This window comes from Micromonospora sp. NPDC007271 (assembly GCF_040634005.1).
GTDB lineage: Bacteria > Actinomycetota > Actinomycetes > Mycobacteriales > Micromonosporaceae > Micromonospora.
Genome location: NZ_JBEYER010000018.1, coordinates 20,291 through 37,055, shown reverse-complemented (window position 1 = coordinate 37,055; position 16,765 = coordinate 20,291). Strand labels below are relative to the sequence as shown.

General features: G+C 73.7%; 16 protein-coding genes. 4 read left to right on the top strand and 12 right to left on the bottom strand.

What is annotated here, in order from left to right:
• The first annotated feature begins 27 nt into the window (after positions 1-27).
• Positions 28-519: a universal stress protein gene (locus tag ABZ570_RS09320; RefSeq protein ID WP_358059362.1), complete on the top strand. Its 492-nt coding sequence runs from the start codon at positions 28-30 to the stop codon at positions 517-519.
• Between the two features lie 65 nt (positions 520-584).
• Positions 585-1,106: a DinB family protein gene (locus ABZ570_RS09315; RefSeq protein ID WP_358059360.1), complete on the top strand. Its 522-nt coding sequence runs from the start codon at positions 585-587 to the stop codon at positions 1,104-1,106.
• A gap of 95 nt (positions 1,107-1,201) precedes the next feature.
• Here ABZ570_RS09315 and ABZ570_RS09310 read toward each other — a convergent pair whose 3' ends face one another.
• From ABZ570_RS09310 to ABZ570_RS09300, 3 genes are all read right to left on the bottom strand, one after another.
• Entirely contained in the window at positions 1,202-1,822 is a 621-nt protein-coding gene (locus ABZ570_RS09310) for an HAD-IA family hydrolase (RefSeq protein WP_358059359.1), read from the bottom strand.
• On the bottom strand, positions 1,819-5,418 hold the full coding sequence (smc, locus tag ABZ570_RS09305; RefSeq protein WP_358059356.1) for a chromosome segregation protein SMC: 3,600 nt from the start codon (positions 5,416-5,418) through the stop codon (positions 1,819-1,821). The genes ABZ570_RS09310 and smc overlap by 4 nt, the downstream gene beginning before the upstream one ends.
• Positions 5,419-5,788: 370 nt before the next feature.
• On the bottom strand, positions 5,789-5,983 hold the full coding sequence (locus tag ABZ570_RS09300) for a hypothetical protein (protein ID WP_007456482.1): 195 nt from the start codon (positions 5,981-5,983) through the stop codon (positions 5,789-5,791).
• A gap of 372 nt (positions 5,984-6,355) precedes the next feature.
• On the opposite strand from ABZ570_RS09300, the gene ABZ570_RS09295 reads away from it, so the two are divergent.
• Together ABZ570_RS09295 and ABZ570_RS09290 are read left to right on the top strand one after the other, a co-directional pair.
• Complete coding sequence (locus ABZ570_RS09295) at positions 6,356-7,597, top strand: CAP domain-containing protein (protein WP_358059353.1); 1,242 nt, start codon at positions 6,356-6,358, stop codon at positions 7,595-7,597.
• 166 nt (positions 7,598-7,763) lie between these two features.
• Positions 7,764-8,633 (top strand): endo alpha-1,4 polygalactosaminidase, encoded by an 870-nt coding sequence (locus ABZ570_RS09290; RefSeq protein WP_358059350.1) that lies wholly within the window; start codon positions 7,764-7,766, stop codon positions 8,631-8,633.
• Between the two features lie 132 nt (positions 8,634-8,765).
• Here ABZ570_RS09290 and ABZ570_RS09285 read toward each other — a convergent pair whose 3' ends face one another.
• The 9 genes from ABZ570_RS09285 to rsmD all read right to left on the bottom strand — a co-directional run bounded on the left by ABZ570_RS09285 (position 8,766) and on the right by rsmD (position 16,671).
• Positions 8,766-10,985, bottom strand: coding sequence for an MMPL family transporter (locus ABZ570_RS09285; RefSeq protein ID WP_358059347.1), 2,220 nt, complete (start codon positions 10,983-10,985; stop codon positions 8,766-8,768).
• Between the two features lie 235 nt (positions 10,986-11,220).
• Entirely contained in the window at positions 11,221-12,078 is an 858-nt protein-coding gene (gene mutM / locus ABZ570_RS09280; RefSeq protein WP_358059344.1) for a bifunctional DNA-formamidopyrimidine glycosylase/DNA-(apurinic or apyrimidinic site) lyase, read from the bottom strand.
• Complete coding sequence (gene rnc, locus ABZ570_RS09275; protein ID WP_358059341.1) at positions 12,071-12,889, bottom strand: ribonuclease III; 819 nt, start codon at positions 12,887-12,889, stop codon at positions 12,071-12,073. The genes mutM and rnc overlap by 8 nt, the downstream gene beginning before the upstream one ends.
• Complete coding sequence (locus ABZ570_RS09270; protein WP_358059338.1) at positions 12,886-13,866, bottom strand: phosphate acyltransferase PlsX; 981 nt, start codon at positions 13,864-13,866, stop codon at positions 12,886-12,888. Before ABZ570_RS09270 ends, rnc begins: the two co-directional genes overlap by 4 nt.
• A gap of 111 nt (positions 13,867-13,977) precedes the next feature.
• Positions 13,978-14,151 carry a 50S ribosomal protein L32 gene (gene rpmF, locus ABZ570_RS09265; RefSeq protein ID WP_358059335.1) on the bottom strand — a complete coding sequence of 58 codons (174 nt, stop codon included), beginning with the start codon at positions 14,149-14,151 and terminating at the stop codon, positions 13,978-13,980.
• Between the two features lie 5 nt (positions 14,152-14,156).
• The gene (locus ABZ570_RS09260; protein ID WP_358059332.1) at positions 14,157-14,720 is read right to left on the bottom strand and encodes a YceD family protein; all 564 of its coding nucleotides are present in this window, start codon (positions 14,718-14,720) and stop codon (positions 14,157-14,159) included.
• Between the two features lie 123 nt (positions 14,721-14,843).
• On the bottom strand, positions 14,844-15,341 hold the full coding sequence (locus ABZ570_RS09255; RefSeq protein ID WP_073832495.1) for a hypothetical protein: 498 nt from the start codon (positions 15,339-15,341) through the stop codon (positions 14,844-14,846).
• 281 nt (positions 15,342-15,622) lie between these two features.
• Complete coding sequence (coaD, locus tag ABZ570_RS09250; RefSeq protein ID WP_358059328.1) at positions 15,623-16,111, bottom strand: pantetheine-phosphate adenylyltransferase; 489 nt, start codon at positions 16,109-16,111, stop codon at positions 15,623-15,625.
• Complete coding sequence (gene rsmD / locus ABZ570_RS09245; RefSeq protein ID WP_358059501.1) at positions 16,108-16,671, bottom strand: 16S rRNA (guanine(966)-N(2))-methyltransferase RsmD; 564 nt, start codon at positions 16,669-16,671, stop codon at positions 16,108-16,110. Before rsmD ends, coaD begins: the two co-directional genes overlap by 4 nt.
• Between the last annotated feature and the right edge of the window lie 94 nt (positions 16,672-16,765).

Here is a 16,765-nt window from a genome sequence, read left to right as displayed (position 1 = left end):
CGTCGCCGACCGTAGGGAGGCGACGGCATGAGCGCCCCTGTGGAGCGTGAGGAGTACGGCCCGGAGGCCCGACCGCTGCCGTTCGAACGCGGCACGGACGGGCCCCGGGTGGTGCTGGTCGGCGTGGACGGCAGCCGCACCTCCCTGCGCGCCGCCGCGTACGCGGCCGGGCTGGCCCGCCGCCAGCGCTCCGGCCTGGTGGTGGTCTTCGTCAGCTCCCCGGCGCCGTACGCCGCGATGATGTCCGGCGTGGTGGCCGGGGCGGTGCAGCAGACCCACGACGAGCTGGCCGCCGAGCTGCGCGAGGAGTGCCGGCGCGGCGCGGAGGAGCTGGGCCTGCCGGTCACCTTCCTGTGCCGGCGTGGGGACGCGTACACCGAGTTGTGCGCGGCGGCCGACGAGTTCCGCGCGGACCTGGTAGTGGTCGGGTCGTCCGAGCAGGCCGGGCACCGGCTGGTCGGCTCGGTCGCCACCCGCCTGGTCCGCACCGGCCGCTGGCCGGTCGTCGTGGTGCCCTGACGTGTAAGGAAGGGTCCCCTGTTAACGCCTCGCGTTGTGCAGGGGGCCCCTCCTAACATCGCCGCATGACCTTGAGAGCACCGGAGATCACCCGGAAGAACGAGCCGTACGTCGGCGACGAGCGCACCATGCTGGAGGGCTGGCTCGACTACCACCGCGACACCCTGCTGCTCAAGTGCGCCGGGCTGACGGCCGACCAGCTGCGGACGGCAAGCGTCGAACCGTCCGCGCTGACCCTGCTCGGGTTGGTCCGGCACATGGCCGAGGTGGAGGCCTGGTGGTTCCGGGAGAACGTCGCCGGCGAGCCGGTGGAGTACCCGTACTTCACGCCGGAGACGCCGGACGCCGACCACGACGTCAGCAACGCGGACGCGGAGGCCGACTTCGCCACGTACCACCGTGAGGTCGCGCTCGCCCGGGCCGCCTCGGCCGACCGCTCTCTCGATGAGACCTTCATCGAGGTCGGGCCGAAGAAGCGGACCTTCAACCTGCGCTGGGTGTACGTCCACATGATCGAGGAGTACGCCCGGCACAACGGCCACGCCGACCTCATCCGCGAGCGGATCGACGGCGTCACCGGCGACTGATCCACCCCGGTACGGCGATGTGGCGGGACCGGGGCGAGCGGGAACCCGCCACCTCGGCGCAGTGGGTCGCCCACCGCCGTGGCGGCGGGCCCGCGTCAGTACGCCAGCGCGGCGCGCAGGTAGCGCAGGTCTCCGGGGCCCGTCCAGCGGTGCGCGGCGAGGCCGGCCACCCGGGCGCCCGAAATGTTCCGGTCCTCGTCGTCGACGAAGAGCACCCGCGACGGCGAGGTCTCCAGCGCCGCGCAGGCCGCCTGGAAGTACTCCTTGGCCGGCTTGTTCACCCCGACCACCGCGGAGTTGACCACGGCGTCGAACTCGTCGGTGAGGTCGAGCGCGGCCAGGTCGGCGTCGAGCAGGTCGGTGGCGTTGGTGCCCAGCCCCACCCGTACCCCGGCCGCCCGCACCTCGCGGACGAACGCGAGCACGTCCGGGTCGACCTCGCCCCGGTAGCGCTGCCACTCGTCCACGGCCGCGCGGGCCCGGCCCGGGTCGCCGACCGACGGGGTGAGCGCATCGGCCACGCTGTCCATCCACTGGGCGTGGCTGACCTGGCCGGTGAGCACCGGCTGGAGCAGCCCCCACGACATGGCGATCTCGCCCAGTACGCCCTCGGTGAGCCCGTACTCCCGCTCCACGCCGGAGGCGACCGCCGGATCCCAGCGGCGCAGCACGCCGTCGAAGTCCACCAGCAGCGCCGTCGCGCGTTCCCGAGTCACTCGTCCTTCTCCTGCCCGTCGTCGTCGGCCCGGTTGAGCCGTTGGCTGATCACCTGGGTGACCCCGTTGCGCATGGTCACGCCGTACAGTGCGTCGGCGATCTCCATGGTCCGTTTCTGGTGGGTGATCACGATCAGCTGGCTCTTCTCCCGAAGCTGTGCCAGCAGCGTGATCAGGCGGCCCAGGTTCACGTCGTCGAGGGCCGCCTCCACCTCGTCCATGATGTAGAACGGGCTGGGCCGGGCGCGGAAGATCGCCACCAGCATGGCCACCGCGGTCAGCGACCGCTCCCCGCCGGAGAGCAGCGACAGCCGCTTGATCTTCTTGCCCGGCGGCCGGGCCTCGACCTCGACGCCGGTGGTGAGCAGGTCCTCCGGGTCGGTGAGCACCAGCCGCCCCTCGCCGCCGGGGAAGAGCACGGTGAAGACCTGCTCGAACTCGCGCGCGGTGTCCTCGAACGCGCTGGCGAAGACCTCCAGGATCCGGTCGTCGACGTCCTTGACCACGGTGAGCAGGTCCCGGCGGGTGGCCTTCAGGTCCTCCAACTGCTCGGAGAGGAACTTGTAGCGCTCTTCCAGCGCGGCGAACTCCTCCAGCGCGAGCGGGTTGACCTTGCCGAGCAGGGCCAGTTCCCGTTCCGCCTTGGCGGCCCGCTTCTCCTGCACCGGCCGCTCGTAGCGGACCGGCTCGGGCACCGGCCGGCCCTCCTTCTCGGCCGCCGCCACGTCCGCGTCGGTGGGCGGGACGAGCTGATCCGGGCCGTACTCGGCGATCAGCGTGGCCACGTCGAGGCCGAAGTCCTCGGCGGCCTTGGCCTCCAGCTGCTCGATGCGAAGGCGCTGCTCGGCGCGGGCCACCTCGTCCCGGTGCACCTGGCTGGTCAGCCGCTCCAGCTCGGCGCCGAGCCGCTTGGCCGCGCCGCGTACCTCGGACAGCTCGGCCTCGCGCGCGGCGCGCTCGCGGGCGACGGCGTCGCGGTGCTCCTCGGCCCGGGCAATGGAGACGGCGAGCCGGGTCAGCGCCTCCCGGGCACCACCGACCACGGCCCGGGCGATCTGCGCGCCGCGGGTGCGGGCCGCGCGGCGGGCCGCCGCGCGTTCCCGCGCGGCCCGCTCGGCGTTCGCCTGCCGGGCGAGGGAGTCGGCCCGGCCGGCGATCGACGAGACCCGCTCCTCGGCGGTACGCACCGCGAGCCGGACCTCCATCTCGTTCTGCCGGGCCTGCGGCACCATCGCGGCGAGCTGGTCGCGCTCCTCGGTCGACGGTTCCGCGTCGACCGGGGTGGCCTCGGCCAGCCGCAGCCGCTCCTCCAGCTCGGCGAGGGCCTGCAGGTCGCGTTCCCGGGCCGCCTCGGCGCGGGCGCGGGACTCGCCGAGCCGGTCGGTCTCGGCCTTCGCCGACCGCGCGGCGGCGCCCAGCTCGGCCAGCCGCCGGGCGGCGGCGTTGCGGTGGCTCTCCGCCTCCCGCTTGGCCGCGGCCGCGTGCTGGACGGCCTCCTTCGCGGCGGCCACCTCGGCACGCGCCTCGACCAGCTGCTCGCGCAGCTCGGCGCTGGCCCGCTCGGCGGTGAGCCGGTTGGTCCGGGCCTCCTCGACGGCCGCCTGCACCTCGATGAAGCTGGGTGCCTTGGCCGAACCGCCGGCCGACGCGTACGCCCCGACGACGTCGCCGTCCGGGGTGACCGCGCGCAGCTCCGGGTTGCCGGCGACCAGCTCGGCCGCGGCGGCGAGGTCGTCGACCAGCGCCACGTCGCGCAGCGCCCGGTACACCGCCGGCCGGATCTCGGGCGAGCACTCCACCAGGTCGGGCGCCCAGCGGGCGCCGTCCGGCAGCTTCGGGCGCAACGCGTCGGCCGGGCCGTCCATGCCGGGGCCGGCGGGGCTGCCGACCAGCAGGCCCGCCCGACCGGCGTCGGAGATCTTGAGCAGCCGCATCGCCTCGACGGCCTCGTCCACGCCGGTGACCGCGACCGCGTCGGCGAGCCCGCCGAGCCCGGCGGCGAGCGCCGCCTCGTGACCGGGCGCGACGGTGAGCAGCCCGGAGAGACTGCCGAGCAGGCCGGGGACCTGATCGGCGCGGGCCAGCAGGGCACCGGCGCCGTCCTTGCGGCGCAGGCCGAGGGCGAGCGCCTCCTCGCGGGCCTTCCAGGTGGCCGCGTCCTTCTCGGCGGCCCGCTCGGCGTCGGAGAGACTGCGGACCGCCGCCTGCGCCTGCTCGTGGACGGCCACCGCCTCGGCGTGCCGGGCGTCCAGGTCGGCGTTGTCCCGGTCCGCCTCGGTGGACTGCTCGGCGACCGCGTCCAGCTCGGCCTGGGCCTTCTCGGCGCGCGCGAGGGCGTCGGTGTGCGCGGTGGCGAGCCGTTCGATCTCCTCGCCGGCGCTGGTGGTGCGGGCGCGGGCCGAGTTGACCTGGCCGGTCAGCCGGGCCAGCCCCTCCCGACGGTCGGCGATGGCCTTGGCGGCGGCGACCAGTTCCCGCTCGGCGGCGGCGAGCTGCCGCTCCAGCTCCTGGCGGTGCTCGACCGCCTCGGCCAGCCGGATCTGGTCCTCGGTGAGCGCCGCGCGAAGCTCCTCCTCCTGCTCGCGGACCCGCTGCGACTCCGCCTCCAGCTGGTCGGGGTCGCGGCCGGGGCGCTCGTCGTCCGGGGTCGCGCTGAGGTGGCGCAGCCGTTCCCGGGCGAGCTGCTCGATGGAGCGGAACCGCTCCTGCAGCGCGGAGAGCTTGTACCAGGTGTCCTGCGCGGCGGCGAGCAGCGGGGCGTCTTCGGCGAGGGCGGCCTCCAGCTCGCCGAGGCGGGCCTGCACCTCGGTGTGTTCCGCCTCGATCTGTTCGCGCCGCTCGCGCAGCGCGGTCTCGTCGGCGATCTCCTTGTCGAGCGTGGTGCGCAGGGTGTGCAGGTCGTCGGCGAGCAGCCGCAGCCGGGCGTCGCGCAGGTTGGCCTGGATGGCGGCGGCGCGGCGGGCCACCTCGGCCTGCCGGCCCAGCGGCTTGAGCTGGCGGCGCAGCTCGGCGGTGAGGTCGGTGAGCCGGTTGAGGTTGGTCTGCATCGCGTCCAACTTCCGCAGCGCCTTCTCCTTGCGCTTGCGGTGCTTGAGGACGCCGGCCGCCTCCTCGATGAACGCCCGCCGATCCTCCGGCTTGGCGTGCAGCATCCCGTCGAGCCGGCCCTGCCCGACGATGATGTGCATCTCCCGGCCGATGCCGGAGTCCGAGAGCAGCTCCTGGATGTCGAGCAGCCGGCAGGAGTCGCCGTTGATCTCGTACTCGCTCTCGCCGGAGCGGAACATCCGGCGGGTGATGGAGACCTCGGTGTACTCGATCGGCAGCGCGCCGTCGGTGTTGTCGATGGTGAGGGTGACCTCGGCACGGCCCAGCGGCGCCCGGCCCGCCGTGCCGGCGAAGATGACGTCCTCCATCTTGCCGCCGCGCAGCGCCTTGGCCCCCTGCTCGCCGAGCACCCAGGCGATGGCGTCGACGACGTTGGACTTGCCGGAGCCGTTCGGGCCGACCACGCAGGTGATCCCGGGCTCCAGCTTCAGCGTCGTCGCGGAGGCGAAGGACTTGAAGCCCTTCACCGTCAGGCTCTTGAGATGCACCTTCTCGATCCTCGTCCGGTGGCCGCCGTACCGTCGCCGGCTGCGCGGACCTGGTGAACCCGCAGACTAACCCGGGGCCGGGGAGGCCACGGTACGCGACCCACCGCGCCGGCCGGTCCGGTCCGGTCCGGTCCCACCGCGCACCGCACAGTGCCCCGGCGCGCAGCCCAGTGCCCCGGCGTGCACGGCACAGTGCGGAAAACCACAAGATCTTATTCGCGGCGTGGTGGCGCCCCGCAATTCCGGGCTCACCCGATCAGGGGGAGACGCGGCGCGAAAAGAAAACCCGTACGCACAAAGCTGCGCGCCGGCACTGAAGTGTCGGCGCGCTTTTTCGTGTGGTGCGATTCAGTTTTCTGACGACTGGAGATCAGGTCAGCGCCGGCTCGGCCAGCCGGAGGAGGTCGTCAGCCTCCGCCGCTGCCGCCGCCAGCCGATCGTTGTCGGCGCGCAGACGCGTGATCTCGAACTCCAGTGCCTGAACCCTGGCACGCAGTCGGGTGACCTCGTCGAGCAGGCGCCGGTCGGGCGCTGCACCAACGTGGCCGTAGAGGGCCTTCGCCATGCTGACTCCTTGATATGCGCTGCCGGAAAGGCCGGCCAACGCGCGCCCATCATGTTCGCGGCTGCCTGCCAGCAAAATGCGGGCATGGCTGGGCGCGACTGGCGACACCTACATATTGAGCCGTAAACCCCTCCTTCGTCAAGTTCCCGCAGGCCGTAGATCATCTCTACGTCGACCTGTCCACTTGTCGGGGGGCTGCCGTGAGGCGCGGACACGCTCTGTCCGGACGGGTTAACTGTACGCTCGGGAATGTGTGAACGCCTCACCCTCGGTGTCGGGTTCCCCTTAACTCTTTCTTAGCGGCGTTGCCGCAGCTCGCAGCCCGCCCGTACGGTCAGCCCGGCCCGCAACCGACCCGTGGAGGGGACAGGCGTGTACCGCTGGACCGACCCGACCGAACCGGAGGGCACCGCCCGGCGCCCGGAGCCGCCCCCCGCCGAGGGACCGGCCTGGCTCACCGACCGGCCCGAGCCGCGGTCGGCGTACCTCTTCGGGGACGAGCCGGAGCAGCCGCAGGCACCCTTCGGAAACGAGCCGGACCAGCCGGGCGCGGGCGGGCCCGCCAGCCCGACCGGCGGCTTTCGGGCCGGTACCCCGGACAGCCGGTGGCCGGCCGGCCCGGCCGACGCCTGGCGGACCGACGGCCGCCACGACCGGTGGCAGCCCGGCCCGGCCGACGCCGACCCGGCCGGCGCACCGGAGAGCGGCTGGCGGCCCGGCGATGGCGGGCAGCCCACCCCGACGGGCACCTGGCCCGCCAGCGCCGGGCCGGGCGACGAGCACCCCGCCGCCTCCTGGCCGGCCGAGGAGCGGCCCACCGACGACTGGTGTCCGGTCACCGAGGCCTCCAGAGCGGAACTCGGGCGGCACCGGCGGCACCGGCGGCGCCGACGTCCCCTGATGGTCGGCGGGGCCGCCGCTGCGGCGACCCTCGTGGTGGGCCTGGGCGTGGCTGCCCTGGCGCTGCCAGGACACGACGGGCGGACCGAGCCGACCACCGCCGACGGGGTGGTGGCCGCCGCCCCGGGCGCCGCCGGCGATGCCCCTGGCGACGCCCTCGCCCCCGCCTCGCCCACCACGACCCCCAGCGCCGCCCCGAGCAGCGCCCGGCCGAGCCCGACCCGGTCGGTCACGCCGAAGGCCAGCCGGTCCACCGCCCCGTCCCGCCAGCTCCAGCGCACCGCCACGCCGAGCAGCACCACCACCAGGAGCACGCCGACGACCAGCGGGCTCAGCGCCGAACTCCAGCAGGTGGTCGACCTGGTCAACGAGCGGCGGGCGAAGGCCGGCTGCAAGGCGCTGACCGTCGACGACAAGCTGATGCTGGCCGCCCAACGGCACAGCCAGGACCAGGCCGACCACAAGACGATGACGCACGACGGCAGCGACGGCAGCGACGTCGGCGACCGGCTCGACCGGGTCGGCTACGCCTGGCGGGCGTACGGCGAGAACGTCGCCTGGAACCAGCAGAGCCCGGCGGCGGTCATGGACGCCTGGATGAACAGCCCGGGCCACCGGGCCAACATCCTGAACTGCTCGTTCACCGAGATCGGCGTGGGCGTGGCGCGGAGCAACGGGCCGTACTGGACGCAGGACTTCGGCACCCCGCGCTGAGCGGGTGCGGCAGCGGCAGCACCCCGCCGCGTCGTGACCGGGGCCGCGCTCGTTTGACCGGGTGAGGTGCGCCGGGTTCGCCCGACCATGCCGGCCCGGCGGGCCCGGGTCGGCTCGGCGTACCGGCAGGGGCGGCGGGACGCCGCCCTCGACCCGGGAGCTGTCGATGCGGATGCGGCCGGCCTGGCCCGTGCCGCGCGTCCGGCCGGTCCGCGTCCTGCCACGCGGGCGGCCCAGGGGCGTGGCGGCACTGATGGCGGCGCTGCTGCTCGCCCCGGTGCCCGGCTGCCACGCACCGATCGTCCCGCCCGGGGCGCCCACCCGGTGGCCCGCCGAGCTGGCCCACCGGTGGCAGTGGCAGTGGCAGGTCACCGGCCCGGTGGACGTCGCGGTCGACGCCGACGTCTTCCTGCTCGACCCGGTGCACACCACCTCCGCCGAGACCGCCGCGCTGCGCGCCCGTAACCGTCGGCTGGTCTGCCAGGTACGCGTCGGGACGTACGCGCTCACCGACCCGGACGCGAGCCGCTTCCCGGCGGACGTACGCGGGGCGGCGGTGACCGGCCGGCCGAGCCTGCGGTGGCTGGACATCCGCCGGTGGGACGCGCTCGAACCGGTGCTCGCCGACCGGTTCCGGCTCTGTCGGGGCAAGGGCTTCGGCGCGGTGGCGATCGACGACGCCGACGGCTACCGGCACCGCCCCGGCTTCCCGCTCGAATTCGACGACCAACTGCTGTTCAACCGCCGGCTGGCCGCCCTGGCCCGCCGGCTCGAGCTCTCACCCGGGCTGATCGACGACGTGCCGCAGGTGGCCGCCCTCGCCCCGGACTTCGACTTCGCCGTGAACCAGGAGTGCGTACGCCGGCGGGAGTGCGCCAAACTGCTGCCCTTCGTCGACGCCGACAAGCCGGTCTTCCACGTCGAGTACACCGGCGACCCGAGCGCCTTCTGCGTCACCACCGTCGGCTACGGCTTCGCCTCCATCCGCAAAAACCGAACCCTGGACCCCTGGCGCACCCCCTGCCCCCTCCCCTAACCCCCCACCCCTCCCCACCCCTTCCCTCCCCCCGCGATCTTGCACTTGCTGCCTCGACAAATGCCGCCTTTCCCCCACCACGCCGACCGAAAGTGCAAGATCGACGGGGTGGGGGGGTGGGGGTGGGAGGGGTTAGTGGGCGGCGACTAGTTCGGGGGTGGGGGTGGGGGGGTCGGCGGGTGGGGTGGTGGGGCGGGCGCGCAGGAAGCGGGGGGCCCACCAGTTCGCGTCGCCGAGCAGGGCCATCAGGGACGGCAGCACCACGGCCCGGATGATCGTGGCGTCCAGCAGGATCGCCGCGGCCAGCCCGATGCCGAGCTGCTTGAAGTCGATGGTGCTCAGCGTCGCGAAGATCGAGAAGACCCCGACCATGACGATCGCGGCGCTGGTCACCACGCCCGCCGACGAGGTGATCCCGTACGCCACCGCCTCCCGGTTCGGCAGGCCGGAGCGGACCCCCTCACGGATCCGGCTCACCACGAAGACGTGGTAGTCCATGGAGAGCCCGAAGAGCACCACGAACAGGAAGAGCGGCAGCCAGGTGACGATGGCGTCCATCGAGGTGAAGCCGAGCAGATCCTCCGCCCAGTCGCCCTGGAAGACCAGCACCAGCAGGCCGTACGCGGCGCCGGCGGAGAGCAGGTTCAACAGGATCGAGGTGAGCGCCACCACCACGGACCGGAACGTCCAGGCCATCACCAGGAAGGTCAGCGCCAGCACGAAGGCGACCACGATGGGCAGCTTCTCCCGGATGTGCTGGGCGTAGTCCTCGTTGGCGGCCACGCCGCCGCCGACGGCGTACTCGATCCCCGGGATGCCGCGCAGCGCGGCGGGGACCAGATCCTCGCGCAGTTCGTGCAGCGACCGCGCCGCCTCGTCGGTCCGGCTGGCGTACGGGGTGGCCACCTCCAGCACGGACACCCGGCGGTCGGCCGACACCTTGATCTTCGGGCCGTCCCCCTCGGCCGGCGCGAAGAGCGGGTCGGCGGCGGCCCGGCCGGCCAGGTCGGTCAGCGCGGCCTGCACCCGGCCGGCCTGCTCGGCCGGTGCCCGCACGGCGACGGTGTGGCTGGTGCCGTTGCTCGGGAAGGCGGCGGTGAGCCGGTCGTACGCCTGCATGGCCGGCGTGGTACGCGGAACGTCCTCCATGCCGGGGAACATCAGCTTCATGCTCAGCGCCGGGGCGGCCAGGGCGAGCAGCAGCCCGACCGAGACGACCAGGGTGGTCCGCGGCGCCCGTAGCGCGGGCTTCAGCACGGTCGGCCAGAACCGGGGCCGGGCCGGCTGGCCGTGCCGGCCGGTACGCGGGGCGGTGAGCCGCCACAGCAACGGCACCCGGGGCCGGTCGACCCAGCGGCCGAGCTTGGCGAGCAGCGCCGGCAGCACGGTCAGCGAACCGAGCACCGCGACCGCGACCACCAGGATCGAGCCGACCGCGAGGGACGAGAAGATGGCGTCCTGGGCGAGCAGCAGACCAGCCATCGAGATGATCACGGCGGTGCCGGAGACCACCACGGCGTGCCCGGAGGTCTCCGCCGCGATCTCCACCGCGTCGAGGCCGGACCGCCCCTTCGCCCGTTCCTCGCGCTCCCGGCGCACGTAGAAGAGCGAGTAGTCGACGCCGACGGCCATGCCGATCAGCAGGATCACGCTGGCCGTGGTGTCGTTCGCCGGCACCAGGTGCGAGGCCAGGGTGGACAGCCCCATCGCCGCGGCCACCGAGGAGAGCGCGAGCAGCACCGGCACGCCGGCCGCGATCAGCGCGCCGAACGCAATGATCAGGATGGCCAGGGTGACCGGCAGGCTGAGCAGCTCGGCCCGCTTGAAGTCCTTGCCGAGGGTGTCGTCGAGCGCCTTGTTGATCGAGGGGCCACCGACCTCCTCGATCCGCAGCGCCGGGTGCGCCTCCTGGACCTTCGCGGTGGCGTCCCGGAGCGGCTGCACCCGGTCCGACGCCGTCTCCGGGTCACCGGACATGATGATCGGCAGCAGCACCGCGGTGCCGTCCCGGGACGGCAGCGGCGTACCCACCGAGGCGACCCCGTCGACCTGCCGCAGCCGGGTCGCCGCGTCGTCGGCGGCGGCCTTCGCCGCGGCCTGGTCGAGCGCCCCGGCGCGGGACGTGATCAGCACGTTCTCCGTCGCCGGCTCGTGGAAGCCGCCGCTGTCGACGATCACCTCGGACCGTCCGAACTCGCCGGTCGCCTGGTCGGCGGCGGTCGCCTCCTTGAGGCCGGCGGCGTTGCCGCCGACGAAGCACACCGCCACGAACACCACCCACAGCGCGATCGCTCGCCACGGGTGCTCCGCACTCCACCGCGCCAATCGCACCGTCACCGGTCGCCTGCCCATACCTGGGTTCCCCCTCCACACGTCGGTCCTTTACCGACCGTGCTGACGCTAGGGAGCGGGCAGCGTCCGGACATCCGGGAACGGCCCCGGCTCGTCCCGGATCCACCCGGTCCCGACCGGTCGACTCGGATCGGCTCGACCAATCGGACAGAAGGGGATTTTCAGGGTACGACCGGGGAACGCGCCGCAAGCCGTCGGGTAAGGCACACCGGCGCAACCCCGAGCGGGCTCGGGGTCATCCCCGGAGGGCGACCCGGGGTCGGGGCTGGCAGCGCGGGCAACTGTACGACGAACGGTTCATGAACGCCTCGCGCCGGATCGGTGCGCCGCACCGCGGACAGGGTTCCCCCTCCCGGCCGTACGCGTTGAGCGACCGGTCGAAGTAGCCGCTCTCGCCGTTGACGTCGACGTACAGCTCGTCGAAGCTGGTGCCGCCCTGCTTGATCGCCTCGCCGAGCACATCCCGCACGTGCCCGAGCAGCCGGGTGGCCGCCGGGCGGGTGAGCGCATCGGTCGGCCGGGCACCGTGCAGCTTGGCCCGCCACAACGCCTCGTCGGCGTAGATGTTGCCGACCCCGGAGACCAGGGTCTGGTCGAGCAACGCCCGCTTGACCTCGGTACGCCGCCGGCGCAGCGCGGCCACGAAGTCGGCGTCGGAGAACGTCGGGTCCATCGGGTCCCGGGCGATGTGCGCGATTTCGTGCGGCAGCTCCGCTCCGCCCTCGGACACCGACAGCCCGCCGAACGTGCGCTGGTCGACGAAGCGCAGCTCGGGGCCGTCGTCGGCGAACCGGAACCGGACCCGCAGGTGCAGCTCGTCGGCCGCCCCGACCGGCTGGAGCAGCAGCTGGCCGGACATGCCGAGGTGCCCGACGAGGGCGTCCCCGCTGTCCAGCGGCAGCCACAGGTACTTGCCCCGGCGCCGGACGTCGGTGATCGTCCGGCCGGCCAGCACGTCGGCGAAGTGCGCCCCGCCCGGCTGGTGCCGGCGTACGGCCCGGGGATGGCGCACCTCGACCGAGGTGATGGTGCGCCCGATGACCCACTGGGCCAGGCCCTGCCGGACCGTCTCGACCTCGGGCAGCTCAGGCACGGCCGGCGCCCGCCTCGGCGGCCTGCTCGTCGGCCTCGCCCCTGGTCAGCGCACCCTGCTCCCGCTCGGCCTGCTCGGTCAGCGCGCCCTGCTCCCGCTCGGCCTGCTCGGTCAGCGTCCGCCAGGCCGACTCGGCGGCCCGCTGCTCCGCCTCCTTCTTGCTGCGCCCCTCCGCGCCGCCGTACCGGTTGCCGGCCACCACCACCCAGGCGGTGAAGGTCTTCAGGTGGTCCGGGCCGGTGCCCTCGATCCGGTACTCCGGCACGCCCAGCCCCAGCGCCGCGGTCAGCTCCTGGAGGCTGGTCTTCCAGTCCAGCGCGGCGCCCCGGCCGGCCGACTCCGCCATCAGCGGGTCGAAGAGACGGTGGATCACCTTGGCCGCGGTGTCCAGGCCGTACTGGAGGTAGATCGCGCCGAGCAGCGCCTCCAGGGTGTCGGCCAGGATGCTGGCCTTGTCCCGGCCGCCCGTGGTCTCCTCCCCCTTGCCCAGCAGCAGGTAGGCGCCGAGCCCCTCCGGGCCGAGGCCGCGCGCCACGTCGGCGAGGGCCCGCATGTTCACCACGCTGGCGCGCAGCTTGGCGAGCTGCCCCTCGGGCAGGTCGGGGTGGTTGTGGAACAGCGCCGTGGTGATCACCACGCCGAGGACCGAGTCACCCAGGAACTCCAGCCGCTCGTTGGTGGGCAGGCCCCCGTTCTCGTACGCGTAGGAGCGGTGGGTCAGCGCGCGCTCCAGCAGTTCCGGGTCGAGCGACACCCCGAAGGCCGCCTCCAGGTGGCCGACGGGAGCGCGCCGCCGCTTGTCGTTGCTCATGGTGCTACCTCGGTGTCTTTGCGGTCAGGTGCGAGATCGTGCGGGACGCCGTCGAGCAGAGCGGAGACGGTGTCGGTGGCGCCGCGCCGCCACAGGTGGGCGGCGAGGGCGATGCCGGAGGCGACGTCGTCGGGCTGGGCCGCCCCGTGGCAGACGACCACCGTGCCGGCCACCCCGAGCAGCGCCGCGGCCCGCGGGGCGCCGCCACTCGCCGGCGGCCCGCCGGCCATCGCGTACGCGCCCTCGATCGCCTTGAGCAGCACGTTGCCGGTGAACCCGTCGGTGACCACGACGTCGGCGCGCGCGCCGAGGGAGATGTCGAACCCCTCGACGAGGCCCACGTAGCGGGCGCCGCACGGCAGCGGCACGGTGGCGAGGGCGGGATCGGCGGCGCGGCGCAGGCGGTCGCCCTTGCCCGCCTCGGTGCCGACGGAGAGCAGCCCGACCCGGGGCGCGGCGACGCCGTGCGCCACGGCGGCGTACGCGGCACCGAGCACGGCGTGCCGGGCGAGGGTGGTGGGGCGGGGCTCCAGCGTGCCGCCGACGTCCAGCAGCACCACCGGGCCGGCCACGGCCGGCAGTGTGGCCACCAGGGCCGGGCTGCGTACGCCCGCCCAGCGGCCGAGGCCGAGCGCGGCGGCGGTGACGGTGGCGCCGGTCGAGCCGGCGGAGAGGAGCGCGTCGGCGAGCCCGTCGCGGACGGCGGTGACCGCCGCGCGGACGGTGCTCTCCGCGCGCGCGGCGGTGGGATGATCGGCCATGCCGACGGCGGCCCGCACCGGGCGGACCGTGACCCGGGCGCGTTGCTCCGGGTCGAGCGCACCGATCAGCGCGTCGGCGACCTCGGCCGGTCCGACGAGCAGCAGGTGCAGGTCAGGGTCGCTGCGCACCGCCCGCAGAGCGCCGTCAACCACGACGGCGGGAGCATCGTCCCCGCCGAGGAGGTCGACGGCGATCCGCGCGGTGCCCGGCTCCATCGGGACGCCGGCCGGAGACCGGCCGGCGGCTGAGGGAGCCGGGGCACCGGGCGAGAGCCAGGGTGCGTACGCCACCCGACCTGTGGTCGGGGGCGTCACTCGGCGTCCAGGTCAGACCTCGAGGACCTGGCGGCCCTTGTAGGTGCCGCAGACGGAGCAGGCGGCGTGCGGCAGCTTGGCCGACTTGCACTGCGGGCAGGCCACGGTCGCGACCGCCACGGTCTTCCACTGCGCCCGACGGGCCCGGGTGTTGCTGCGCGACATCTTGCGCTTGGGGACGGCCACGGTTCTTACTCCTCTGTACGGGTCAGTTGCGACAGGCCCGCCCAACGCGGGTCGATCTGCTGATGGCTGTGGTCGGCCGGCAGATCGTCCCAGTGCACCCCGCAGTCGGGGCACAAGCCTGGGCAGTCCTCCCGGCAGAGCGGGTTGGTCGGCAGCGCGAGCACCACCGCGTCCCGCAGCGCCGGCTCCAGGTCGATCAGATCGCCCTGCATCCGGCCCACCTCATCCTCGTCGGTCGTGTCGTCCGTGGTGCTGTTCTCGTACGCGTACAGCTCCTGGATCTTCACCGACACCGAGTCGTCGATCTCGCGCAGGCAGCGGCCGCACTCGCCCTTGACCGGGCCGGTGACGGTCCCGGAGACGAGCACGCCCTCGGACACCGACTCCAACCTCAGGTCGAGGTCGAGATCCGCGCCCGCCGGCACGCCGATCAACTCCACGCCGAGGTCTTCCGGTGCCGGTGCGACCCGCTTGACCGTACGCAACGCGCCAGGCCGACGCGGCAGGTCCCTCGTGTCGAGGACCAGCGGCGACCTGGGGTTGAGTGGAGATGGCGAGTGTTTGGGCATAGTCAGACTCCGGCCGGTGAGAGGCCGACAAAGAAGGTTACCTGGGTGAGCACCCGACCGTCGAACCGGGGCGTCGCCCCGGCCCGTCGGGTGCCGGCTGTCGGCCGCCGGCCCGGGAGCCGCTCAGAAGGGTAGCGGCCGATCGGCCTCGTCACCGGCGAAGGTGCCGATCTCGCGCAGCGCGTGCATCTTGTCCCGGCCGCGCTCTATCGAGGCGAGCGCCCGGGTGAGGAACTGCTCGAAATTGGCCAGCGCGGTGTCGACGTAGTCGTCCACCTCGTCGCGGAGGCGTTGCGCCTCGGCGCGGGCCTCGGCGATGATCCGGGCGCCCTCGTGCTCGGCGGAGACCGTGATCTCGTTCACCGAGACCAGGCGGGCGTGCTCCGCCTCACCCTCACTGATGATCCGGTCGGCCTCGCGCTTGCCGGCCTCCATGATCTTGTCCCGCTCCTCCAGCAGGGCGGCGGCCCGGCGCAGGTCGGCGGGGAGCTCCGCGCGCAGCTCGTCGAGGGCGGCGATCATCTCGCCCCGGTCGACCATGCAGTTGTTGCGCGACATCGGGACGGAGCGGGCCTGCTCCACCATGGCGATCAGTTCGTCGATGCGATCGAGCGGGTCCACCGGCACCTCACTCCTGTCGTTCGTCGGCCGACCTACATGATGCGGCCTGCACGCCGGTTCGGCGTTGCACACATCATGTCGCGCCCCCTCCACCCCCCGCCGCTCCCCCCTCCCGGCGCGTCGCCCCACCCCCACCCCCCACCCCACCGCCCGCCCCCACCAACACAACCGCCGATCTTGCACTTTCTGCCGGGATAAGTCGCCCTTATCGGGCCAGTCGTCGACCGCAAGTGCAAGATCGCCGCGGAGGGGTGGGACGGAGGGGTGGGGACGGCGGGGGGTTAGGGGCGGGGTGGGGGGGTTAGGCGGGCGAGCAGTTGGGCGCGGACCACGTCGGGGACGTGGGCGGAGATGTCGCCGCCCCACTTGGCCACGTCCTTGACGAGGCTGGAGGAGAGGAAGGAGTAGAGCGGGTTGGTCGGCATGAAGAGCGTCTCCACGCCGGCCAGGCCGATGTTCATCTGGGCCATCTGGAGCTCGTAGTCGAAGTCGCTGACCGCGCGCAGGCCCTTGATCAGCACACTGGCCTGCTGGGCCCGGCAGAAGTCCACCAGCAGCCCGCGGAACGACTCGACCCGCACGTTGTCGTACGAGGCCGTCACGTCGCGAAGCATGTCGATCCGCTCCTCGACGGTGAACAGTCCCTGCTTCGACTGGTTGACCAGTACGCCGACGATCACCTCGTCGAAGAGCCGGGCGGCTCGGCCGATGATGTCGAGGTGTCCGTTGGTGACCGGGTCGAAGGAGCCCGGACAGACCGCACGTCTCATGATCGGCGACCGTACCAAAGGGTGGTCTCGCCGTAACGGCGACTGCGCTCGCCGGTGACTCCCTCCACCCAGGTGACCGGGCCGGTCCGGCTGGACCGCTCCACGACCACCAGGGCGTCCGGGGCCAGCCAGCCGCCGTCGACCAGCGCGGCCAGCATCGCGGTGACCTCCTCGTCGGGTACGGCGTACGGCGGATCGGCGAAGACCACGTCGTACGGCCCGTCGTCCGGCCCGGCGGCGAGCACGGTGGCCACCCGGCCGGTGACCAGGCGGGCGGCCGGTGCGGCCCGCAGCGCGGCGATGTTCTCCCGGATCACCCGGGCCGCCCGGGCGTCGGACTCGACCAGCAGCACGTGCGCGGCACCTCGGGACAGCGCCTCCAGCCCGACCGCGCCGGAGCCGGCATAGAGGTCGGCGAAGCGCGCCCCGTCGAGGTCGAGGTCGGCCTGCACGGCGCTGAACAGCGCCTCCCGCACCCGGTCCGAGGTCGGCCGGGTGCCGGCGCCGGGCGGCGCGGTGATCCGCCGCCCGCCGAGCGTCCCGGCCACGATCCGGGTCACCGTCTGCTCCCGCACATGTCCCTGACGCTACGCGAGGGCTGGCCCGGACGGACGGGACGGTAGGCACGCCGGACGCGTGATCAACCGCCGTACG

Excerpts from the sequence above, each read along its gene's own strand:
- ABZ570_RS09315 (WP_358059360.1), top strand. The coding sequence starts at position 585 with ATGACCTTGAGAGCACCGGAGATCACCCGGAAGAACGAGCCGTACGTC.
- ABZ570_RS09320 (WP_358059362.1), top strand. The coding sequence starts at position 28 with ATGAGCGCCCCTGTGGAGCGTGAGGAGTACGGCCCGGAGGCCCGACCG.
- ABZ570_RS09285 (WP_358059347.1), bottom strand. The coding sequence starts at position 10,985 with ATGGGCAGGCGACCGGTGACGGTGCGATTGGCGCGGTGGAGTGCGGAG.
- rnc (WP_358059341.1), bottom strand. The coding sequence starts at position 12,889 with ATGAGCAACGACAAGCGGCGGCGCGCTCCCGTCGGCCACCTGGAGGCG.
- ABZ570_RS09260 (WP_358059332.1), bottom strand. The coding sequence starts at position 14,720 with ATGCCCAAACACTCGCCATCTCCACTCAACCCCAGGTCGCCGCTGGTC.
- coaD (WP_358059328.1), bottom strand. The coding sequence starts at position 16,111 with ATGAGACGTGCGGTCTGTCCGGGCTCCTTCGACCCGGTCACCAACGGA.
- ABZ570_RS09270 (WP_358059338.1), bottom strand. The coding sequence starts at position 13,866 with ATGGAGCCGGGCACCGCGCGGATCGCCGTCGACCTCCTCGGCGGGGAC.
- ABZ570_RS09290 (WP_358059350.1), top strand. The coding sequence starts at position 7,764 with ATGCGGATGCGGCCGGCCTGGCCCGTGCCGCGCGTCCGGCCGGTCCGC.
- ABZ570_RS09300 (WP_007456482.1), bottom strand. The coding sequence starts at position 5,983 with ATGGCGAAGGCCCTCTACGGCCACGTTGGTGCAGCGCCCGACCGGCGC.